9 protein-coding genes are annotated in these 16,393 nt (G+C 60.1%); 8 read left to right on the top strand and 1 reads right to left on the bottom strand.

The window, feature by feature from the left end; translation table 11 throughout:
* The 6 genes from QD208_RS11125 to QD208_RS11100 form a co-directional block, all read left to right on the top strand.
* Positions 1–5,153, top strand: a 5,153-nt coding sequence (locus tag QD208_RS11125) for a VCBS domain-containing protein (RefSeq protein ID WP_279836847.1), incomplete at its 5' end; no start/stop codon positions are given.
* A 97-nt stretch (positions 5,154–5,250) separates the two neighbouring features.
* Entirely contained in the window at positions 5,251–7,425 is a 2,175-nt protein-coding gene (locus QD208_RS11120; protein WP_279836845.1) for a type I secretion system permease/ATPase, read from the top strand.
* On the top strand, positions 7,418–8,800 hold the full coding sequence (locus QD208_RS11115) for an HlyD family type I secretion periplasmic adaptor subunit (protein ID WP_153636505.1): 1,383 nt from the start codon (positions 7,418–7,420) through the stop codon (positions 8,798–8,800). Before QD208_RS11120 ends, QD208_RS11115 begins: the two co-directional genes overlap by 8 nt.
* Positions 8,801–8,833: 33 nt before the next feature.
* The gene (locus QD208_RS11110; RefSeq protein ID WP_279836844.1) at positions 8,834–10,141 is read left to right on the top strand and encodes a TolC family outer membrane protein; all 1,308 of its coding nucleotides are present in this window, start codon (positions 8,834–8,836) and stop codon (positions 10,139–10,141) included.
* Between the two features lie 66 nt (positions 10,142–10,207).
* Complete coding sequence (locus QD208_RS11105) at positions 10,208–12,157, top strand: EAL domain-containing protein (protein ID WP_279836842.1); 1,950 nt, start codon at positions 10,208–10,210, stop codon at positions 12,155–12,157.
* 22 nt (positions 12,158–12,179) lie between these two features.
* Positions 12,180–12,848, top strand: a complete 669-nt coding sequence (locus QD208_RS11100; protein ID WP_153636503.1) for a transglutaminase-like cysteine peptidase — start codon at positions 12,180–12,182, stop codon at positions 12,846–12,848.
* Between the two features lie 184 nt (positions 12,849–13,032).
* Here the strand turns inward: QD208_RS11100 and QD208_RS11095 are convergent, their stop codons facing one another.
* The gene (locus QD208_RS11095; RefSeq protein WP_166020033.1) at positions 13,033–13,446 is read right to left on the bottom strand and encodes a hypothetical protein; all 414 of its coding nucleotides are present in this window, start codon (positions 13,444–13,446) and stop codon (positions 13,033–13,035) included.
* 350 nt (positions 13,447–13,796) lie between these two features.
* Between QD208_RS11095 and fabV the strand changes: the two genes are divergently transcribed.
* Positions 13,797–14,999 carry an enoyl-ACP reductase FabV gene (fabV, locus tag QD208_RS11090; RefSeq protein ID WP_043334421.1) on the top strand — a complete coding sequence of 401 codons (1,203 nt, stop codon included), beginning with the start codon at positions 13,797–13,799 and terminating at the stop codon, positions 14,997–14,999.
* Positions 15,000–15,265: 266 nt separating this feature from the next.
* The gene (locus QD208_RS11085; protein WP_172978721.1) at positions 15,266–16,267 is read left to right on the top strand and encodes a GlxA family transcriptional regulator; all 1,002 of its coding nucleotides are present in this window, start codon (positions 15,266–15,268) and stop codon (positions 16,265–16,267) included.
* The last annotated feature ends 126 nt before the right edge of the window (positions 16,268–16,393 follow it).

Below are 16,393 nucleotides of genomic sequence, written 5' to 3'. Positions count from 1 at the left end.
AGGTGGAAGCGGATGCCGGCATCGCCAGCGTCACCGTGAATGGCACTGATATCACTTCGGCGTCAGTGGACAACCCCATCGTGATTCCGGGTGCGACTGATGACGAAGGCACGCTGACCATCACGGGCTATGATTCCGGCACCGTGTCCTACACCTATGTGGAGGATGGCACGGCTGCGGATCACTCGGCTGGCGACGATAGCGTGTTCGACAACTACGCCGTGGTCGTCACTGACCTGGCCGGGCAGAGCACCAGCGACAGCCTGGACATCGCGATCCTCGACACCGCGCCGACGGCCAAGCCGGATGAGCGCGATATTGATGAAGATGCGACGGACGAGCTCACGGGCAACGTGATCGACGGTGCCAATGACAATGAGGACGTCCTGGGTGCAGATGCGCCGTTCATGGTCTGCAAACTGAACGATACCGGGATTGCCGACGGCGGCAGTGCCACGGTCACGGGCGACTACGGCACGCTGACGCTCAACAGTGACGGCAGCTATACCTACGTTCTGGATACCACCAAGACGCAGTCTCTGGCAGAGAATGAACCGGCGGAAGATGTCTTCACCTATGTGCTGGAAGACAGCGATGGCGATTATTCCAGCACCACGCTGACCATCAATATCACCGGCTCGACCGACGCAGTGCCAGTCATCACGTTGGCTGACAAGGAAGTGACCGAGGCCACGGGGGAGATGGTCACTGACACCTTCGAGGTGGCAGCGGATGCCGGAATCGCCAGCGTTACCATCAATGGCACGGATATCACTTCGGCGTCAGGGGACAACCCCATCGTGATTCCGGGCGCGACTGATGACGAAGGCACGCTGACCATCACGGGCTACGATGCCGGCACCGTGTCCTACACCTATGTGGAGGATGGCACGGCTGCGGATCACTCGGCTGGCGACGATAGCGTGTTCGACAACTACGCCGTGGTCGTCACTGACCTGGCTGGGCAGAGCACCAGCGACAGTCTTGACGTCAAGATTCTGGATACCGCGCCTGTCGCCAATGACGATACCTACACCATTCGCGAAGATGATACGTCTCCGGATGGTGAGCCGGTGATCAACACCAATGTCATTTCCAGTGTTGTCGGCGGCGGACAGGATGAGCTGGGCGCTGATGGCGTGACCATCACGCATCTGGATGGCATTTCACTGGCAGACAATGAGGGTAGCGTTACCGTCGATGGCAGCTACGGTAGCTTGACCATCAATACCGATGGCACCTTCAGTTATGACCTTGATGATGCGCGCGCTCAGGCACTGGGTGCCGGTGACCTCGTCAAGGAAGTATTCGAGTACACCATCCTAGATGCGGATGGCGACTCGGATACCGCCGACATCACCATCAATGTCCAGGGCTTGAATGACAAGCCGGTGGCCTATGACGATGGTCCGATCGTGGTCGAGGAAGATACTCCGGTCAGCGGTAACGTCCTGAACAACGACGTCGACGCCGATGGTGATGAGTTGAGCGTCGTCAGCTTCACTGTTGACGGGGTTACGTACGACCCGGGCAAGACAGCGGATCTTGGCGAAGTCGGCACACTTCTGATCAATGCTGACGGTACCTTCACCTTCACGCCCGGTGAGAATTACAACGGTCCGGTACCTAACACCACTTATGTGATCACGGATGGCACCGAGTTCGATGAAGCCATTCTCAGCTTCGAGGACGTCGCAGCGATTGATGACCCTGTCGTCATCAGTGCCGATGATGGCGCTGTTGCCGAAGATGGTGTGACGGAAGCTTCAGGGACGCTGACCGCGACCGATGTCGATAGTGACGCGCCGACGTTCACGCCGGCCACTGACGACAGCAGTCTCTACGGTACCTTCGTCGTCGATGCTGACGGCAACTGGACCTATACGCTGGATAACGACACTGCCGCTGTGCAGGGGCTGACATCTGCCGACACGATCAATGAGCAGTACATCGTGCAGCTCAGCGATGGCTCCAGCACGACAGTGGATATCGTCATCAAGGGGACTGATGATGCGCTGCCGGTCATCAGTTCACTGGAAGACCAGTCCGTCACCGAAGCGACCGGAAGCACGCTTACCAATACCTTTACCGTGTCAGCTGCAGCAGGTATCGCGGCAGTGACGATTGCTGGCGTGGATATCACGGATGCCAGCACCACACCGGTAGTGATCTCCAATCCAGATGGTGAAGGCACGCTGACCGTCACTGGCTATGATGCCGACACCGGAGTGGCCTCCTACAGCTATGTGGAAGATGGCACTGCGGCTGATCATTCCGGTGGCGATGACCGTGTCGTTGACGACTTCGCTGTCGTGGTGACGGATCTTGCCGGTCAGAGCACCACATCCAGTCTGGATGTCACCGTTCTGGACACCGCGCCGATAGCCAACGCTGATACCAGCAGCATGAACGAGAATCGCAGTGCTGCCGTTACCGGCAATGTAGTGGACGGCTCATCTGCGACGGTGGACACCCTGGGGGCCGATGCGGTCACCGTCACCGCCGTCACTTCTGGATCAGAAACCGTCGCGGTGAGCGATGGTGCGGCGGCCGTGATCACTGGGTCTTATGGCGAGCTGACGCTTGAAGCGGATGGCTCCTACAGCTACCAGTCAGCACGCGAAGATCTGCAGTACCTGGCGGCGGGTGAGTCGGTCACGGACGTCTATACCTACGTGATCACGGATGCTGACGGTGATACCGCCACTACCACGCTGACCATCACCATCAATGGTAGCAACGATGCGCCGGAGATCAGTGTCAGCAGTGGCGACAGTGCAGCCGCCAGCCTGACGGAGACGGATTCACCGCTGAGTGCCAGCGGGACTCTGTCGGTGGATGACGTGGATCTCAGCAACAGCGTGACGCCGAGCGTCGCCGGCGTCTCCAGTGATGGCGACACCGGCACGCTGGACAACGATGACCTGCTTGCGCTGCTGGGCGTGGATACCGGGGCCGTCATCGATGACGAGAGCACTGAAGGTACGCTCAATTGGTCCTTCGACAGCAGTGCTGCCGGGGAAAGCTTCGACTACCTGTCTGCAGGCGAGTCGCTGGTCCTGACCTACACCGTCATTGTCACGGATACGGCGGGAGCGACAGCTACCCAGGATGTCACCATTACCATTCAGGGGACGAATGATGCCCCGGTGGTGACTGCGACTGAAGGCCGCGTCAGCGAAGAAGGGCTCGAAGGCGGTATCGCCGATAGCGATGCGGCTGATGGCTTCACGGATACCACCGATGCCACCACTGTCACCGGTACGGTTTCCGTCACGGATGTCGACAGTGACAGCGTGTCGCTGGTATTGACGGCTCCTGCCACGGCCATCACCTCCGGTGGCAGTGCGGTGACCTGGTCCGGCAGCGGCACCCAGTCAATGGTGGCAACCGATGCTGATGGCAATGAAGTCGCGACGGTGACCATCGATGACAGCGGCGCCTATACCTTCACTCTGAGTCAGGCGGTCGATCACTCGGGTGATGGTGAAGATGTCCTGTCTCTGGACTTCGGTGTGCTCGCAACGGATAGCGAAGGCGCCAGCTCCACCGGCACGCTGACCATCGGCATCGAGGATGATGCACCTGAGCAGCAGGAAGCGCAGAGCTTCTCGTCCACCCTGGTGGATACCAATGTCACAATAATGCTGGATATCTCGGGTTCAATGAGTACGAGTGATGGAGTTGACAATAGCACTCGTCTTCAGAGTGCAATTGATTCGGTCAAGGTGCTTCTAGATTCTTACGATGATTTCGGTGACGTGATGGTCAACCTTGTTGTCTTCCAATCTTATGCATCGTATGCGCCTGGCTGGGTGACGGTCGAAAGAGCTTCATTGTTATTGGATACATTGGAAGCCGGTGGTGCTACCAATTATGATTCTGCTCTTGATACGGCAATGTGGAATTTTAATGCAGATGGTGCTCTTGAATCGGCACAGAATGTGTCTTATTTCTTCTCCGATGGCATACCTAATCGTCCTTCTGGAAGTGCTGGGATTTCAGCTGGTGAAGAAGTCGAATGGCAACAATTTTTGATCGATAATTCAATTAAGTCTTACTCAATTGGTTTGGGAGGCTCTGTCAATGAGAGCAATCTTGATCCTATTGCCTATGACGGCTCAGCTGATGAAGATATTGATGCCGCTATCGTCACCAGTTTCTCGGACCTCGATGATAGTCTGGCCGCGACCGTGCAATCGCCTGTCAGTGGTCAGCTTGTCTCGGGCAGCTCCGTGGATGGCAGTCTGTTGGGAGCGGATGGCGGTTATCTGCAATCGGTCACCGTGGATGGCACGACCTACAGTTATGACCCGGTTACCAACACCGTGTCTGCTACGGGGTCGGACAACAGCAGCTACGATGCGGACAGCCTGGAGTTGATCATCTCGACGGACCTGGGCGGCAGCATGCTGTTCAATCTGGGGAGCGGTGACTTCACCTACACGCCCCCGGCTAACGTCAGCGAGCGCTCCACGGACAGCTTCGATTACGTGACGGTCGACAATGACGGGGATACCAACGCCTCAAGTGTCAGTATCGATGTCGACAAGCTGGCCGTGGTCATCGGCACCGATGGCAACGACACCCTGACGGGAGATGGCGATGGCCCATTCTATGCGGACTATCTGGTTGGCCAGGGTGGCAATGACACCCTGAGCGGTGGCGAGGGCAGTGATCGTCTGGAAGGCGGCAGCGGCAACGATACGCTGAGAGGCGGCACCGGCAACGATATCCTCTCTGGTGGTGAGGGCGATGATCTTCTGGTCGGAGGTGCCGGCAATGACATCCTGACCGGCGGCGATGGTGCCGACACCTTCCAGTGGCTGAGCGGTCATGACATCAACAGCGAAGGCGGCATGGCGACGGATACCATCACCGACTTCAGTGTCGCGGATGGCGATGTCATCGATCTGTCCGATCTGCTTCAGTCCAACGATGATGCCGATACGCTCTCGAGCTTCCTGCACTTCGAGTCAGACGGAGAAGGTGGCACCAATATCGAGATCAGTGTCGACGGTTCCGACGGCAGCAATATCACGCAAGAGATCAATCTGCAGGATGTCGACCTGACATCAGGTGGCGACACGGATACGCAGATCATCCAATCTCTGCTCGACAGCAACAGTCTCAAGACGAACGTCGACGGCTGAACCGATGTGATAGGGGAGATGGCTTAGGCTGTCTCCCCTTGCTGTATTAGACTTTGCCGTAGAGACATCTGCGAAGTGCCCTACTAAGGAGGACAGGTTGAGCGATCAACCCACGCCATTAAGACCGGAGCCCGTTGGCGAGAGGGAGGGCGACCCCCTTCTCAATGCGCTGGTCTTCATGGCGCGTTACCACGGTAATCCCAGATCTGCAGCAGTGCTGGTCGATGGTCTTCCCATGGAGGAAGGCCGTCTTCCCCTGGCGCTTGTCAGTCGTGCCGCGGCACGTGCCAATCTGAGTGCCAAACTGGTCAACCAGCAGATCACGGCCATCAGCGACATGCTGATGCCGTGCATTCTCATACTCAAGGAAGAGCGTGCTGTCGTCTTGCTGGAGGTCGACAACGACGCAGGCAAGGCCAGGATTCATCAGCCTGAGGCCGAGGGTGATGAGCTGGTCGACATCGAGTCACTGGCTGAGCGTCATGATGGGCGTGTCGTCTATCTCAAGCAGGAGCACCGCTTTGATGAACGCGCACCGGAAACGCTCAAGCAGAGCGATGGCCATTGGTTCTGGTCAACGCTGAAGCTGTCGCGGCCGATCTACCGTGATGTGATTCTGGCGTCGATATTGATCAACCTGTTTGCCGTGGCATCGCCACTGTTCGTGATGAACGCCTATGACAAGGTCGTGCCCAATCTGGCCTTCAACACGCTGTGGGTCTTGGCGACGGGCATGGCGATCATCATGGTGTTCGACTTCGTGATGCGCCAGACACGCGCCTACTTCATGGACACGGCCGGCAAGAAGTCCGAGGTGTTGCTGACCTCGAAGCTCTTCTCCAAGACCATGAATCTGCGGATGGAAGCGCGTCCCGGCTCTGTCGGTGGCTATGTGAAGCACCTGCAGGAGTTTGATTCGATCCGCGAGTTCTTCACCTCCGCGACCCTGACCACCCTGGTCGATCTGCCGTTTGCCCTGCTGTTCCTGCTGGTGATCTGGATCGTGGCGGGGCCATTGGTTCTGGTGCCCTTCGCCGCGCTCGTGATCCTGCTCGTTTACAGTCTGGCGATCCAGAAATCGCTGCGCAGCAGTATCGAGCAGGGGTCGCGCCTGGCGACGGAGCGCAATGCGCGCCTCGTCGAAGCGGTCTCCGGCCTCGAGAGTCTCAAGCTGGCCAATGCTCAGGGCGAAACCCAGCGTCGATATGAACGCGCCGTCGGGCAGATCGCGCATTGGGGGGTGAAAAGCCGCAACCTGACGACCTCTGTCAGCTCGCTGAGCATGTCGCTGACACAGGCCACCACGGTGGCGCTGGTCGTGTTCGGGGTCTATCTGATCGCGGATGCACGCCTGTCTGTCGGTGGCTTGATCGCCGCGGTCATGCTGTCCGGGCGTGCGCTGCAGCCGCTGGGGCAGTTGGCGTTGCTGATCACGCGCATCGGCCAGACTCGCAGTGCCATGAGTGCGCTTGAGCAGATCATGGCATTGCCGGAAGAGTCGGAAGATCGTCGTTACGTTCACCGCGAGCACCTGCAGATGCGCATCGAATTCGACCGCGTCGGCTTTGCCTATGCGCCGAATACGCCGCCTGCCGTGTCGGATATCTCACTGACCATCAATCCAGGTGAGAGGATCGCGATCATCGGGCGTATCGGTGCTGGCAAGAGTACCTTGCAGCGTCTTGTCTCTGGCCTGTATCGCGCCACGGCGGGCAGCGTTCGAATCGATGGGCTGGATCTCAATCAGCTGCATCCCGCCGACGTACGCCGGCATATCGGCCACGCGGGCCAAGACAGTTCACTGTTCTTCGGCTCCATTCGCGACAACATCACCCTCGGCCAACCACACGCCAGTGATGTACAGGTCGACCTCGCGGCTGATGCCTCCGGTGTGACCGAATTCACTCGTCATCACCCTGAAGGACTGGACCGTCAGGTGGGTGAGGGTGGGCGCATGCTCTCCAGCGGTCAGCGTCAGACGGTCTTGCTGGCACGCGCACTCTTGATGCGTCCCCCGCTCTTGCTGCTCGATGAGCCCGGCTCGCACATGGATAACCGCGCCGAGCTGCGCCTGCGCAGAATGCTCAAGTCCCTGCCACGCAGCCAGACGCTGCTGCTGGTCACCCACAAGAGCAGCATGCTCGACGTGGTAGACCGCGTCATCGTCATGGAAGGAGGGCGCATCGTCGCCGATGGGCCCAAGCAGCAGGTGCTGAGCGCCCTGAATGAAGGCCGTGTCGCCGGACGCAAGCAGGAGGTGAATCGTGGCTAAGGCACCGATTGAGCAGCGTGACCTTCACCATCTCGATGATGTCAGTTCGGCCGTGTTGCTGGCGACTCCCTGGAAGTCGCGCATCCTGATCTGGATGGTGCTCGCATTCGTGGTCATCTTCATCATCTGGGCTAGCCAGGCGAGTCTGGAGGTCGTCACGCGCGGCTCCGGCAAGGTCGTGCCCTCGACGCATCTTCAGGTCGTCCAGAACCTGGAAGGTGGTATCGTGCGCGAGATCTATATCAAGGAAGGTCAGGTCGTCTCGGCGGGGGAGCCACTGCTGCGCATCGATGACACCAGTGCAGGTTCCGATCTGCGCGAGCGTGTCTCGACCCTCGATGGCCTGCAGGCCACCATCATGCAGTACGACACCGAGCTTGATTCCATCGAGGTCAACGCCTCCGCGGATGCCTGGAAGGATCAGGTGAGCGTGAAGAATATCGAGTTGCCCTTCGACGAAGAATTCAAGGCACGCAGTCCCGCTCTGGTGTCGCGTGCGATGACGGCATATCGCACGCATCTGAATCAGCTCAACAGTGGCCTCAATGGCGCGCGTGAACAGATTCTGCAGAAGGAGCAGGAGTTGCGTGAGTTGAGATCGCGCATCAACAGTCTCGAGCGCAGCTATCAACTGTCACGTCGCGAGCTCGGCATGACGGCCCCGCTGGTGCGTGAAGGCGTGGTCTCTCAGGTGGACCTTCTCAAGATCCAGCGTGAGGTCAACGACCTGCGGGGTGATCTTGAGTCGGCGCGTCTGGCCGTGCCGGGCAAGCAATCGGAGCTGGATGAGGCCATCTCGAATCGGGTCGGCGTCGCGCAGGAATTCCGCTCACGTGCCGCGGAAGAGCTCGCCAAGACCCAGGCGGATCTGGGTCGCTTGCGTGAGGGGCGCACCAGTCTTCAGGACCGACTCGATCGTACTTTGGTGACCTCTCCGGTTCAGGGCGCCATCAAGACGCTGAATATCAATACCATAGGCGGCGTCATCGAGCCCGGGGAAGACCTGATGGAGATTGTTCCCATCGAGGATCAGCTGCTGGTTCAGGCGCGAGTCGCTCCCAAGGACATCGGCTTTCTGAGAATCGGACAGCCGGCCGTCGTCAAGTTATCTGCCTACGATTTCACCATCTACGGTGGATTGGAAGGCAAGGTCGATCAGATCAGTGCGGATACTGTGCAGGATGAAGAAGGCAACAGTTTCTACGAGATCAAGGTGCTGACGGAGCAGAACCACCTTGGAAGTGACTCGGATCCGCTCACGATCATCCCGGGCATGCAGGCCAGTGTCGATGTGATCACTGGCAATCAGACCGTACTGCAATATCTGATGAAGCCGATTCTGCGCGCCAGGCAAGGTGCCTTGCGTGAACGTTGATCAAGGATTTGATGGATTCGAGGGTAACTCATAATGAAAAAGACACTCTTGGCGTTGAGCATCGCCGCAGGGATGGGGTTTGGCGTTCAGGCTTCGGCTGCGACTCTTGAAGAGGCCGTATCCCGAGCGGTAATGGAAAACCCGCGCACGCGCGTTCAGGTTTCACGTCACATCCAGCGACTCGAAGAAGCGGAAACCCAGCGCGGGGCGTATCGCCCGACAGTGGATCTGACCGGTCGTCTGGGCTATGGCAAGTTCGACTCGGAAGATGACGGCGTCAATGACGATGACGACTGGCACGATTACACGCGCCTTGATCTGACCATCCGTCAGCTGCTCTGGGACGGCAACACGACAATCGAGCGCATTCGCCAGGCCGAGACAGAGGCGGACTACCAGCGCCTGCAGGTTGCGGCCGAGGCCAATGACATCGCGCTGGATACGGCCGGTGCCTATCTGCAGGTCATGCGTGATGAGCTGATTCTCAAGTATGCACAAGCCAATCTCGAGGCTCACCGTCGTATCTCGAATGATATCGGGCGGCGTGCGGAATCCGGCCTTGGTGCGCGCAGTGACGTGCGTCAGGTGGATGGACGTCTGGCCAATGCCGAAGCCAGCGTGCTGTCATCGATCAACAATCTCGAGGATTCCCGCTCTGCCTATCTGCGACTGGTGGGTGAGATGCCGTCGGATCTCAGCATGCCGGGCATCGACACCAGCCTGCTCAGCGAGGATGTCGAGAGCGCCTACGTGCAGGCCAATCAGCGCAACCCGCTGTTGGCGGCAGCGCGGGTCTCCATTGACGCTGCACGCCATGAAGTGAACGCCGAGAAGGGCGATAACTACCCCGAGTTCAGTCTCGAGGGCAATCGCACGCTGGACAATGATTATGACCAGGACAAGAGCAAGTCAGACGACTGGAGCGTCGAACTGGTCATGCGCTACAACCTGTATCGTGGCGGCCGTGATCAATCCGAGATCCGCGGTCGTCAGGCAGCGCTGGAAGCGGTCGAGCACGACAATGATCGCGTGATGCGCGATGTGCGTGACGAGATTCGTCTGGCATGGAATGCCCGCGAGAACCTCAAGCGTCAGATCGATTACCTGGAAAGTTATGTGCGTGCCGCGACCGATACCCGCGAGAGTTATCGCAAGCAATTCGATATCGGGCGCCGCACATTGCTGGACCTTCTGGATAGCGAGAGTGAGTTGTTCACCTCTCAACAGAACCTGATTCGTGCCCGTTTTGATCTGGAAACCGCCAACTATCGCCTGCTGTCGGCGACCGGCGCTCTGCTGGATTCCATGAGTGTTGCCGTCCCCGTCCAACAACAGGGCTAAGCCACCCACGGCGCTCCCGCACCCTGGGGGCGCCGTTGCCATGCTGATGGTTGATGAGGAAATCAGATGAGTCTTTCGCGCCGCCTGTTTACCTTGATGTTGCTGGTATTGTTGGGGTTCTCCCTCGGTATCTTCTTCATCCAGGTCAACAACACCCGTGATGCACTGGCCGAACGACAACGCGTCGAACTCTCGAATCTCGCCCAGAGTTTGAGTCTCGCGCTGGTGCCACATGTAGAGCTTGGCGATGCCGCCAGTGCCGAAGCCCTGATACGTGCCACGGTGGATGGTGGTCATGTGCGCGATGTCAGGCTGGAGAGCGTGGCCATCGCGACACCCATCGCTTTCAATGTCGTGCGCGAGAGTCTGGCACCGCAGTGGTTTCGTGACTTGATTCCCATGCCGGTGGAATCGGCGAGCCGCGAGCTGCCGGGTGGCTGGGCGTCGCTGGGCACGATCAGCCTGACCGGCGAATCTGCCCAGGGCTATGACCAGCTCTGGCAGCTGGCCAAGCGTCTGGCGCTGTGGCTGTTGCTGGGCGGTCTGATCACGCTGCTGATTGCCTCATTGGTCATGCGTCGTCTGCTGCGCCCGCTGGAGCGTCTCTCGTCTCGCCTCAATGAGATGGAGACGCAGCGCTTCGACGCGCCGCTGGAAGAGACCAGCGTGGCGGAGCTCAAGGGCATCACCTCGGCGGTCAATCGTCTGGGGCAGCGCCTGCAGACCCAGTTCGAGGCTCAGGCCGCGCAGTTGGCGCGTCTGCAGCGCCAGGCGGAAGAAGACTCGGTATCGGGGCTTGGCAACCGTGGCTATTTGAACCGAGCGGTCGATGAGTGGCTGAGCGAGCCGATGGGGGGCAGCTTCGCGCTGCTGCGCGTGTCGCATATCGAGGTAGTGTATCGCGAGCAGGGCTACAAGGGGCGTGACGCCCTGGTGAAAGCCATCGCGCGCAAGCTGGAAGATCGCGAACTGGCGGGTGAGGCGATCATCGCCGCGCGTCTGGCCAATAGTGATTTCGGCCTGTTGCTGCCGGAAACCGACGAGGCTCGGCTTCAGGAGTTTCTCACGCTATTGGCGGAGGACATCGACAACCTGCTGGATGCCAATCCGCTGGTGGATACTCCACCGGAGAACTGTGCCCTTGGCGCCGTTCGGCGTGAGCCGGGCATGCAGCGTACCCAGATGTATGCCGTTGCAGATGCCACGCTTCGTCAGGCCATCGAGCAAGGGTCGGGCGTGGAACTGGCCCCTGCGGGTGGCCGTGCGCGTCCGCGAGGCGAGTGGCGCGAGATCATCGAAAAGGCTCTGGATTCCCCCAAGGGGCTCGATTTCGTCGCTCAGCCGGTGTTGCTCAATGATGGTGGCGAGCTCCACTGCGAGCTGTTTGCCCGTCTGCGCGATGGTGATGAACTGCATCGTGCGGGTGATTTCCTGCCCGTGATTCGCCATTTCCGCATGGGGGCGCAGTTCGATCTGCGCGCTCTGGAGTGGCTGGCGTCCTATATCGACAGGATTGAAGTGCCCAGACTGGCGCTCAATCTGACCGAAGAAACCTTCGACGATGAAGCCAGTTATATTGGTCTGCTCAACTGGTTGGCGGCGCATCCGCGCCTGTGCAAGCGTCTGGATATCGAGGTGTCCGAAAGCATCGCCCTCAGGCATCAGGAGCGCATCAAGATGCTGTTCCGACATGCTCGTCGTCTGGGGGCGCGGGGCGGCATCGACCGCTTCGCCCGAGAGCTGAAGGAGCTCAGCTACCTGTCGGCGCTGCGGCCTGATTACGTCAAGATCGACCAGGCGTTCTTCAAGCGCGAAGACGTCGACACCGAGCTGTTGCAGAGTCTGTGCATGACGGCGCATCAGGTCGAGTCGCAGGTCATCGTGACCCGCGTCGAGTCCGAGGCGGATCAGGAGCGGGCGATGTCGCTGGGCGCAGATGGCTATCAGGGCTTCGTGTCACCGGCAGTCGATGTCATGGCAAGGCTCGCCAATCCAGCAGAAGATATGCCTCGCTAAGTGACATTCAGGGTGCCTCGACATGAATCATCGCCGCTGGTGGGAGGGTCTTGCGGTCGGGGTGCTGCTGGCGTTGTCGCTCGGTGCGGGTCTGGCACAGGCGGTGGATTCCCGCCAGTTCATCCAGATCTACGGGACCGGTGGCTGGAATCGTGTGCAGCAATGGCAGCAACTGTTGCAGCGTCTGGAGGGCGCGCCGGTCAGGCGTCAGTTGAGCGAAGTGAACGATTTCTTCAATCGTCTCAACTTCACCGATGACCTCAGCGTCTGGGGAGCGACCGATTACTGGGCGACGCCGCAGGAGTTTCTGGGGGCAGGGGCCGGTGATTGCGACGACTTCGCCATGGCCAAGTACCTGACCCTGCGCGAGCTTGGCGTACCGGAAGACCGCCTGCGTCTGCACTACGTCAAGGCGCTCAGCCTCAACCAGTTCCACATGGTCGTGACCTATCAGGGCGCCAATACGCGCAATCCTGATGTACTGGACAACCTGAACAGTTCCATCCTGCCGGCCAGTGAGCGCACGGACCTGCTGCCTATCTACAGTTTCAATGGCAGTGCGCTGTGGATGAGCAAACGTCTGGAAGGGGGCAAGCGCATCAGCGATAGCCGAGGCCTTTCAAGTCTGTCTGATTGGCAGAAGCGCCGTGCACAAGGGGTGCTGAGAGTGCCGCGCCACAAACGGCCATGAGCCTGGCGACGAAAGCCCCCTCGAGGAATGGCGGTTGAGCTCTGCTCTAAGCACTATTAAGCACTATTAAGCACTACAGCACGACAAGACACCCCGTGACCTTCCGGTCGCGGGGTGTCTTGCCATTCGGGCGTTGCTGGCCAGAGCCCTTGCGAGCTTTACCGTGCAGATTGCGGGGCGCGTATTAGCGGGGCGTATTGCCGCGCAGGTGCAGGATCTCGAGCAGGTTGCCGTAGCGATGGCGGCTCGGCATCGTGGCCAGCCCCGAAAACAGTAGCCAGAACATGCGCCGGCCACGTGTCAGACGATGCGTATGCTGCAGCAGGCGTGACAGCAGTTGGCTGTCATCGAAGCCCTTGAAGTTGGGCGTCATGCTGACCTGCTCTCGCACCAGTACCGGCGCCATCTCCAGCCGATAGAGCTTTTCCAGTTCCTGGAAGCTCAGCCCCTGGGCTTCGACAACTTCTGCCATGTGCTGATACTCGGCTTCACGTGGGTCGCGCTCCAGCCACAGTGGAGACAGCGCCAGCCAGATGTCCTGTCGGCGCTCGAGCAGGGCGGCCACATCGGGGGCGAGGTGAGCGTTCTGATCGTTCATGAAAACATCCTGGGCAGAGCCTGTCGGACAGTGCGGCTGGCAACCAGCGGCGAATGCAGGACGGCAGTGGAATGGCAGTACGTGAAAAGGCCTACATGATACGGCAGCCGCCGCGGCTGGCTCCAGTGATATGCAGGCAGATGGCGGATCATGACGGCAGGGCGGACAGCGTCGCCGACAGCCGCTAGAATAGCGCCCATGAGCTGGCACTGAGCCTGCTTTACGGGATTCGAACGCCCTATTTCACGATACGCTTCACCACCCAAGGACGGCCATTGCCTGCTGTCAGGGTGAAGCGAGTATCGCATCGGCGGGTACACGCCGGGCCAACAGCAAACGAGGTTCTTTACGTGATCATCAAACCCAAGGTTCGTGGCTTCATCTGCACCACCACACATCCCAAGGGCTGCGAGCAGAATGTCGCCGAGCAGATCGCCATCACCCGCAAGACAGTCGGTGACAAGCGTGACGGTGGTCCGAAGAAGGTGCTGGTGATCGGTTCTTCCAGCGGCTATGGCCTCGCGGCACGCATCACGGCAGCCTTCGGCTATGGCGCCGATACCCTGGGCGTGTTCTTCGAGAAGCCGGGCACCGAGAAGAAGGCCGGCACCGCAGGCTGGTACAACTCTGCCGCCTTCGACAAGTTCGCCAAGCAGGAAGGCCTCTACAGCCAGGCCATCAACGGCGATGCCTTCTCGCATGAGACACGCGCCAAGGCCATCGAACTGATCAAGGCCAACATGGGCGAAGTCGACCTCGTCGTCTACTCGCTGGCCTCTCCGGTGCGCAAGCTGCCGGACAGCGGTGAAGTGAAGCGCTCCGTGCTCAAGCCGATCGGCGAGACCTACCGCGCGACTGCCATCGACACCAACAAGGACACCATCATCGAAGCGGAGGTCGAGCCGGCCACCGAGCAGGAAATCGAAGATACCGTCACCGTGATGGGTGGTCAGGATTGGGAGCTGTGGATGCAGGCGCTGGACGACGCCGGCGTGCTGGCTGAGGGCGCCCGCTCCGTCGCCTTCAGCTACATCGGTACCGAGATCACCTGGCCGATCTACTGGCACGGTGCGCTGGGTCGCGCCAAGGAAGATCTGGACCGCGCCGCCGGCAGCATCCACGAGAAGCTGTCCGCCAAGGGCGGTCGTGCTCACGTGGCCGTGCTCAAGTCCGTGGTCACCCAGGCCAGCGCCGCGATCCCGGTCATGCCGCTCTACATCTCCATGGTCTACAAGATCATGAAGGAGAAGGGCCTGCACGAAGGCACCATCGAGCAGCTCAACCGCTTCTACGCCGAGCGCTTCTATGGCGAAGGCGAGATCGCCACCGACGAGTCCGGCCGTCTGCGTCTCGACGACTGGGAGCTGAAGGACGACGTCCAGCAGGCCTGTCAGGAACTGTGGCCGCAGGTCACCAGCGACAACCTGTTCGACATTACTGACTACGCCAGCTACAAGCAGGAATTCTTGAAGCTGTTCGGCTTCACCCGTGACGACGTCGACTACGATGCCGATGTCGCCACCGATGTCGAGTTCGATGTCGTTCAGATGTAAGAGCGCCTCAATATAAGCGCGCCTCGGCATAAGCGCAGAGGTCTTGGTAGCTCGCTGAGCGCTGCCCACTGAGACCTGAGCGCTGCCCGCTGAGCACTGCATGTTGAGCACTGCACGTTGAGCACTGATGACGGCATCCTTCGGGGTGGCGTCGTCGCGTTTGGGGGGCTCATCTCGAGCGTCATGCCAGTGAGGGCCAGGCACAAGTGCCAGAGGCATGGCACAATATGGCGCCACCCTCACGCGACGGACCTCGACTCACACTCATGCCCGTGGATTCACTGGTTTCCCCCCAGGCCCAGCAGCGCCAGATAGGCTTCGTGCTGCTGCCCGGCTTCTCGTTGTTGTCCCAGGCCTGTGCGCTGGAGCCGCTGCAGGTGGCCAATCAGCTCGCGGGGCAGACACTCTATCGGGCCGTCACCTTCGCGCTTGACGGGCGTGGTGTGGCGTCCGCGGCGGGCTTGAGCCTCTCGCCGGACAGTCTGGTCGCCAGTGATTCGCGCCATCTGGATGCCCTGTTCGTGTGCGGTGCTCAGCCGGCAGGCGAGGCGAGCCTGCAGGAGGTGGCCTCGAATCCCGCGCTGCTGGCCTGGCTCAAGCGACTGGCCGAGCGTGGCGTGATGCTGGGCGGCATCTCCACCGGCACCCGTGAGCTGGCTCGCGCCGGGTTACTCGATGGCTATCGTGCGACGATCCACTGGCAGCGCGCCGAATCCTTCCGCCGCGACTTCCCGCAGGTCAACGTCTCCCATCAGCTTTATGAGCTGGACCGCGATCGTGTCACCTGCGGCGGTGGTACCGCGGCGATGGACATGATGATGACGCTGATCGCCCAGCAGCATGGCCGCGCGCTGGCCGAGAAGGTCTCCGAGCACTTCGTCTGCGAGCGCATCCGGCTAGCGGACGAGCCTCAGCACGTGCCGCTCAAGAACCGTTTCGCCCATGCGCCCCAGCCGCTGGTGGAGGCCGTGACGCTGATGGAGGCCAATATCGAGGAGCCGCTGTCCACCCACGAGATCGGCGAGCACCTCGGCATCTCGCGGCGTCAGCTGGAGCGGCTGTTCAAGAAGCATCTGCAGGCGGTGCCCAGCCGCTACTATCTGGATCTGCGTCTGGCGCGCTCGCGCCAGCTGCTGCGCGAGAGCGATCAGCCGATCGGCGAGATCGCGCTGGCCACCGGCTTTTCCAGCGCCGCTCACTTCTCCACGGCGTTTCGCAACCATTTCGGGCGCAGTCCCCGCGACGAACGTCTCATGCTGCAGGCCTGACACCTTCCCTGAATGACAAAAGTCGCCTCCTGACATAAGTCGTCGTCCTTTCGCTGAAAGTCTTTGTCATCTCGCCTCCCTATACTCGAGTGTCATGACCCGTGGCTTGCCGATCATCGGCCGGCC

Source organism: Cobetia sp. 29-18-1 (assembly GCF_029846405.1).
In the GTDB taxonomy this organism is placed as follows: Bacteria; Pseudomonadota; Gammaproteobacteria; order Pseudomonadales; family Halomonadaceae; genus Cobetia; species Cobetia amphilecti.
Note: the sequence above shows the minus strand (reverse complement) of the source record. Positions and strands in the feature narration are given on the sequence as shown.

What these genes read in the sequence shown, in the direction of transcription:
- QD208_RS11110 (WP_279836844.1), top strand. Translation starts at nt 8,834, where the DNA reads ATGAAAAAGACACTCTTGGCGTTGAGCATCGCCGCAGGGATGGGGTTT.
- QD208_RS11105 (WP_279836842.1), top strand. Translation starts at nt 10,208, where the DNA reads ATGAGTCTTTCGCGCCGCCTGTTTACCTTGATGTTGCTGGTATTGTTG.
- QD208_RS11100 (WP_153636503.1), top strand. Translation starts at nt 12,180, where the DNA reads ATGAATCATCGCCGCTGGTGGGAGGGTCTTGCGGTCGGGGTGCTGCTG.
- QD208_RS11095 (WP_166020033.1), bottom strand. Translation starts at nt 13,446, where the DNA reads ATGAACGATCAGAACGCTCACCTCGCCCCCGATGTGGCCGCCCTGCTC.
- QD208_RS11085 (WP_172978721.1), top strand. Translation starts at nt 15,266, where the DNA reads ATGCCCGTGGATTCACTGGTTTCCCCCCAGGCCCAGCAGCGCCAGATA.